Below are 6,465 nucleotides of genomic sequence, written 5' to 3' on the forward strand. Positions count from 1 at the left end.
AGCTACCCGGCTAACCACCAAGATGAGCCGGGACAATCAATGTAAGCTACAAAGTACATTTGATGTATTCCGTAGCGCTCTATCGGGTTACTCCCATCGTCAGGATTATCCCGACTCGGAAGTGAACGACCTTACTGCAGCAAAATTTCGTAGATCGACAGCAAAATTTCCACCACAATTAAAATCACGACGTACCATTCCACCCGATGGCTACTGCCCTGCTGCAAAATGCCCAGGGCAGTTTCAACACTACGGGAAATCAAGGTAAGTTTTTGCTCTAGAATCAGCAACCGCTCCCGCAGCTCATATTCATCCTCCAACCGCAAATAAAGGCGGTTCAGGTCGGGGAAATCCCAAATTGGGTCAGGCTTATCCCCCACTTCCACAATTCCCAGCATCTTTTGCTGGATCAGTAGGATGCCACCGATGTAGCGCAGCAGTTCCTTTTGCTGGGGTGGTCGCTGCTTAGGATTTTGAATCGCAGTGGTAAAGGGCTTAATTTGCTCAAACAGGCTAAATACTTCCTGCTCGTAATAATCCAGCACTACACTTTTCGCCAAGGCTTCCGCCACAATCTGCAAGCGCTCAGCACTGCAGTCCTTCAACCACAGGGTCGATTTCTCGAGCCGTTCCTTGGCCGTGGGGTGAAAGGCTAAGAGCAACTCCTCACAAACATCCTCAGAGGAAGGTTCCTTAATCCAGGACTGGAGCGAAGCCAAATAGCTTGTTTCTTCTAGCCTAGTCAAATTAAACACCACCACCACTCCGTAGCGCAGCAGCACCGCACAGCCAGACACCCCAGCCCGCACAATCAACGGATTCGTCGATAGGGATTCCGTCGTCTCCAATGTCTTGAGAATCAGCCGTTCACCCAATAAATGAGCCCGCACTACCACCCGGCCATCTGGTGACCATCCCAAGGGCACTGGCGATAGCTGAGGTAACGAATCATTACTTTGGGACGCCTTCAAATCAGCAGCTGACGTACTTAGGGAAACCATACAAGGGCCAAACGTTTAAAGAGATAAAACCCTATGATAAGTCTGGTTAGAGGATCCTCAACGCCGATGTTTAAACCGGGTCCCCCATACCCCTAAACCTCAAAATTCCAAATTGGCCCGGAAAAACACTTGCTTTAATAGGGGCCAAACATAAAATTAGCGGGCGCAGAAGGCTCATTGATATAGAAAAAATCATGGATCAAGGTAAGCACCTCATCTTGGTTCAATAAACCATCTTGATTCAGATCCAGGTTCACAAAAATGGACGAAGCATAGATCGGTAGCACATTAAATATGGCGAGCAGCCCCATCCATTCCTGCTCACTAATGTAGCCGTCATCATCTTGATCAAAGGCATCAAACAGCAGCGTTACCAGGGCAATGACCCGACCGACATATTGTTTGATGTCATTCAGCAGCTGGCCATAGTACAGGAGCCATTCATCTAAAGTAATGTGGCCATCATGGTTTTGATCCGCCGCCTCACACAAACACACCCAGTCCTCCTTGAGATGGGCCAAAATTTGGTCGTAATGGGGGGAAGCGTGTAACCCCTGTCGTAGCTCGGCGAGGCGGGCCGCTATGGTCAGAAAATCCTGCTGCACCAGCACACCATCCCCATTGGCATCGTAGAGCCGAAAGAGTTTGGTTAATTTACGTGTTTGAATATCCGTTAGCATCGGCACGCAGGCATAGGTCAGATGATTCTAAACGGTGAACCCCCTTTTGTTGCCCTTGGTTGGATTAGGGTTGCTGAGCCGAACTCTGATTTAATCGACAAAATCCTTCCCTGGCAAACTTTTCAGCCATCAATTCAGCCTCTGAATCAGCCCCTCAAACAGCCCCGGCGTTGCCAGGGATTTTCCTGGATATCTTAGCGATTGGACTTGGAGGAGGATCATAAAATTAACTCAGCGTCCCAACGGCTCAAGTACCCTATGACTGCATCTAAAGCCACGGCCCCTGACACAGAACGGTCTGCCCAACCGGCACAGGATATCGGTATTCCAGAACGGTTGCTGAAGCATACGGTACGGTACACCGACTATCGCGATGTGAATCGGGAAGACCTCACCCCCATGATGCGTCACTACGCGGAGGTGAAGGATGCTTATCCCTATGCCCTGGTGATGTACCGGGTGGGGGACTTTTTTGAGACGTTTTTTCAAGATGCGATCGCAATTGCTCGCGAGTTAGAACTGGTGCTCACCAGCAAAGATTCCGGCAAGGCCATCGGCAAAGTACCCCTAGCAGGGATTCCCCACCATGCCCTAGACCGCTATTGTGCCCTGCTGGTGGAAAAAGGATTTGCCATCGCCATCTGCGATCAGGTGGAAGATCCGGCCCAGGCCCAGGGCCTCGTTAAGCGAGAGGTCACCCGCGTCATTACCCCCGGCACCATTCTCGAAGAGGGAATGCTCACCGCTAAGCGCAACAACTTTTTAGCCGCCCTCGTGATTGCCGACAAACACTGGGGGCTGGCCCATGCCGATGTGTCCACAGGAGAATTTTTTACCACCCAGGGCAGCGCCATCGATCAGCTTGCCCAGGAGTTACTGCGGCTGCAGCCCGCCGAGGTGCTGGTACCCAGCAATGCACCGGACCTGGGGGCCTTGTTGCGACCAGGAGAAACCTCCGACAACTTACCCAAAGGCCTGCCCACCCAGTTTTGTTATACCTTTCGGTCCCAAACCCCCTTTACCCATGCCGAAGCCAAACAGCGGCTGCTCCAAAGCTATCGCATCCGCTCCCTAGAAGGGTTTGGCTGCGACCATTTACCCTTGGCTGTCAGGGCCGCAGGGGGCCTGTTGAACTATCTCGAAGACACCCAAAAAGAGAGCCTTGCTCCGCTACAGCCCCTATCCACCTACGCCACCACCGAATTTCTCGTCATTGACAACCAGACCCGACGCAACCTAGAAATCACCCAAACCGCTAGGGATGGCATCTTCCACGGATCGCTCCTCTGGTCCTTAGACAAAACCACCACCGCCATGGGCAGTCGGGCCCTGCGGCGCTGGTTGCTCCAGCCCCTGCTCCGGGTGGATAAAATTCAATCTCGCCAGGAAACCATCACCGAACTGGTGGATAACGGCACCCTGCGCCAGCAACTGCAGCTGATCCTCAAGCAAATCTACGACCTGGAGCGCCTAGCGGGGCGAGCGGGTTCGGGCACCGCCAACGGTCGCGACCTGGTGGCCATGGCGGAGTCCTTTGAAAAACTACCAGATCTGGCCGCCCTGATGGCCCATGCCCAGTCGCCCTATTTAATTAAGCTGCAAGAGGTCCCCCCCGAGCTAGAGCAGTTGGGACAAAAACTCCGGGCGCACCTGGTGGAAAGTCCCCCCCTGTACCTCACCGATGGCGGTCTGATTCGAGAAGGGGTCAACGCCCACCTAGACGGATTGCGAGACCAGGTGAGCAGTGACCAGCGGTGGATTGCCAGCTTAGAGGTGAGCGAGCGAGAACGCAGCGGTGTTGCTAGCCTCAAGGTGGGATTTAACAAGGCCTTTGGCTACTACATCAGCATCTCGCGGGCGAAAAGCAGCCAGGTCCCTCAGGACTACATTCGCAAACAAACCCTCACCAACGAAGAGCGCTACATCACCCCCGAGCTAAAAGAGCGGGAAGCCCGCATTCTCAATGCCAAAGATGAGATCAACCAAATCGAGTATGAGATTTTTCTCGGTCTGCGGGAAGAGGTAGGCACCTATGCGGAGTTGATTCGTAAAGTAGCGGTCAATGTGGCGGCGGCGGATGTGCTCAGTGGTCTAGCGGAGGTGGCCATCTACCAAGGCTACTGTCGACCAGAGATGGTGGCAACGGGACGGACCCTGGCCATTGAGGCCGGTCGGCATCCGGTGGTGGAGCAGTCGTTACCGGCAGGCTTTTTTGTCCCCAACTCCACCGGTCTGGGGTATGGTGAACCCGCCGTGGGCAGCAGGACGGGCAAAACAGGCAAAAAGTCGAGCCAGCAGACAGAGACAGCCACACCGGATCTGATTATTCTGACAGGGCCCAATGCCAGCGGCAAAAGCTGCTACCTGCGCCAGGTCGGCTTGATCCAGCTGATGGCCCAGGTGGGAAGCTTTGTACCGGCCAGGAGTGCGGTATTGGGGGTGTGCGATCGCATCTTTACCCGCGTTGGCGCCGTAGACGACCTCGCCACCGGTCAATCCACCTTCATGGTAGAAATGAACGAAACCGCCAATATTCTCAACCACGCCACCCCCCAATCCCTCGTCCTCCTAGACGAAATCGGTCGCGGCACCGCCACCTTTGACGGACTCTCCATCGCCTGGGCCGTGGCAGAACACCTGGCCAATGACATCCGTGCCCGTACCATTTTTGCCACCCACTATCACGAACTCAACGAACTAGCATCACTTCTGGAAAATGTGGCCAACTTTCAGGTCACCGTCAAAGAAATGCCCGATCAGATCATTTTTCTACATCAAGTGCAACCTGGCGGTGCTGATCGTTCCTACGGTATCGAAGCGGGTCGTTTAGCTGGCTTACCCCCCAGCGTGATCAAACGGGCACAGCAAGTCATGGGTCAAATTGAAAAGCACAGTAAAATTGCGGTTGGTCTACGTAAAGGGAATTCCCCTAAACAAGCAGCTACAACCCCCAAAGCCACTGAAGCTGACCCCGAATCACAGCTCAACATCTTTGGATAGCCAAACCTTTGATCAGTTTGGTCACATTGGTGAGACCGATTCAGAATCACCCGGTCAGCTCCCGTTCAACATCCATCAATCGTAAGCAATAAAAATGCGGCGACGTTGCATTCAACGTCGCCGCATCTCCGACAAAATCTTGGCTACAGCTGATCAACCAGCTGAATTTTTCCCATACTCAGCTCATCAAAAATATGATGCACCTGTTCACGCTGTTTAGGGGTTAACTCCACAATAGAGAGCAGAAAAGATGACAACCTAACATGATCTTTACGCGTTAGTTTGTGCGTATCCCAAACCTGCTTCAAAATACTTTCTGGTGACTTTTCTAGCTTTCGACTAACAACCATATAACTGCTGCGCTCAGATGCAATAAAGGAAATAAAGTGTCTGTACTGTCATAATGCCTAGCTTCCTGTGATGAGCGGTCGGGTAAATGTGCTTAATTTCCTCACTTAAAGTGTGAAATGTTGGTAAGCGAGTGACGTATGATTCCTATCGCTAGTACTACTGACTTCTACATGACCACCCAAGCATCCCAGGATAAGCGTCCTTCAAATCAGCCATTAGTCGGAGATAGAGCTTTACCATGTGGAGCGCACAGCAGCAGCAATTACCAAACGGTCAAGGCCTGAGCATTACCCTGACCCAAGACTCAGTCCCCCTCTCCTATGCAGCTGTAATCCATGGGTGGCAAACAGATAGGGACTTTCGTGAGTTCTTTATGGCACTCCTCGCCGCTGTACCATTTACAGCGTTTCGATGGGAGACGCCAGCCATCACGACCACTACTGTGAGTCGTCCCTTTGAGTGCGTCATTCTCCCTAGCCCAGGTTTAGCCAGACCCCCCGATCACAAGACTTTTGCACAGTATTTTCAAGTAGATCAGTCTGTTGTCATATTTTCCAATCTGGGCCAGGATGCCATTCTGGTCGTCCCCTGCCCCCATAGTTCTCACAAGGATTACGGCCATCTAGGAGCGTTTATCAGGCATGCCCCAAACAATCAACAACATGAGCTATGGAAAGCTGTTGGTCATGCTATGGCCAAACGTCTAGGGTCTACAGCCATTTGGCTGAGTACAGCTGGAGATGGTGTAGCTTGGCTCCATGTGCGGCTGGATGATTATCCCAAGTATTATCACCACGGTCCTTATCGCACAATCAGCGAATAGTTGGCTGGTAGGCCAACCCAGCGGAACCAGCGTCTTTACACTCAAGCCAGCTTTCAACCCCGCACCCAATATTTTCTCATATCAGCCAATCGATCGATTACAGCTCAATGAACTGACCGTAGTAGATACGTCCCTCAGCGAAAACATCTAGACTACTTCCGCTGACTTTTTGAATAGGGGCGTCACCCACACCGTTACCACATGGGACAGTAACCCCATAGGACCAGCAAATAAACACAACGCGAGAGAATGGCGGGTAAAGAGTTGTTGCTCCTGACCCTGCCAATAAATCCAACGCCCCACAAAGAGATCCATCACCAAAAAGTGAACCCAGCCGGTGGTCATCACCTTTTCATCGGAAAAGAGATCAGCCAGAATGGCTAAGGTCGGATTGGCAAAGCCTTCTAGTTTGTCAGGGTCTAGGCTAGCCACAAAACAATAGACATAGAGCGCAGCCAATACCACAAACGGAATATAGGACGCCCAGCAATTATAAATTCAAATCGTATCAGTTGATACAGAAGCTTTCAACTTCTTGAAGGTGAGCATATGAGGGTATCATCAGCTTAGGAGGAATTAGGCCGCCGCCGTGAGCGTCGAGGCGGTAACG

5 protein-coding genes are annotated in these 6,465 nt (G+C 52.0%); 2 read left to right on the forward strand and 3 right to left on the reverse strand.

What is annotated here, in order from left to right:
* Nucleotides 1-131: 131 nt before the first annotated feature.
* Entirely contained in the window at nt 132-1,001 is an 870-nt protein-coding gene (locus VB741_RS10670) for an RMD1 family protein (RefSeq protein ID WP_323365157.1), read from the reverse strand.
* A gap of 134 nt (nt 1,002-1,135) precedes the next feature.
* The gene (locus VB741_RS10675; protein WP_323365158.1) at nt 1,136-1,681 is read right to left on the reverse strand and encodes an EF-hand domain-containing protein; all 546 of its coding nucleotides are present in this window, start codon (nt 1,679-1,681) and stop codon (nt 1,136-1,138) included.
* 258 nt (nt 1,682-1,939) lie between these two features.
* Here VB741_RS10675 and mutS point away from each other — a divergent pair, with 258 nt between their 5' ends.
* Both mutS and VB741_RS10685 read left to right on the forward strand, forming a co-directional pair.
* The gene (gene mutS, locus VB741_RS10680; RefSeq protein WP_323365159.1) at nt 1,940-4,681 is read left to right on the forward strand and encodes a DNA mismatch repair protein MutS; all 2,742 of its coding nucleotides are present in this window, start codon (nt 1,940-1,942) and stop codon (nt 4,679-4,681) included.
* 589 nt (nt 4,682-5,270) lie between these two features.
* Nucleotides 5,271-5,855 (forward strand): DUF6940 family protein, encoded by a 585-nt coding sequence (locus VB741_RS10685; protein ID WP_323365160.1) that lies wholly within the window; start codon nt 5,271-5,273, stop codon nt 5,853-5,855.
* Nucleotides 5,856-6,002: 147 nt separating this feature from the next.
* Here the strand turns inward: VB741_RS10685 and VB741_RS10690 are convergent, their stop codons facing one another.
* Nucleotides 6,003-6,353, reverse strand: a complete 351-nt coding sequence (locus VB741_RS10690) for an ABA4-like family protein (RefSeq protein ID WP_323365161.1) — start codon at nt 6,351-6,353, stop codon at nt 6,003-6,005.
* Nucleotides 6,354-6,465: the final 112 nt, after the last annotated feature.

The organism is Leptothoe sp. PORK10 BA2 (assembly GCF_034932105.1).
GTDB lineage: Bacteria > Cyanobacteriota > Cyanobacteriia > Phormidesmidales > Phormidesmidaceae > Leptothoe.

Bases quoted from the DNA above. Each gene is read 5' to 3' on its own strand.
- mutS (WP_323365159.1), top strand. From the start codon at position 1,940: ATGACTGCATCTAAAGCCACGGCCCCTGACACAGAACGGTCTGCCCAA.
- VB741_RS10685 (WP_323365160.1), top strand. From the start codon at position 5,271: ATGTGGAGCGCACAGCAGCAGCAATTACCAAACGGTCAAGGCCTGAGC.
- VB741_RS10670 (WP_323365157.1), bottom strand. From the start codon at position 1,001: ATGGTTTCCCTAAGTACGTCAGCTGCTGATTTGAAGGCGTCCCAAAGT.
- VB741_RS10675 (WP_323365158.1), bottom strand. From the start codon at position 1,681: ATGCTAACGGATATTCAAACACGTAAATTAACCAAACTCTTTCGGCTC.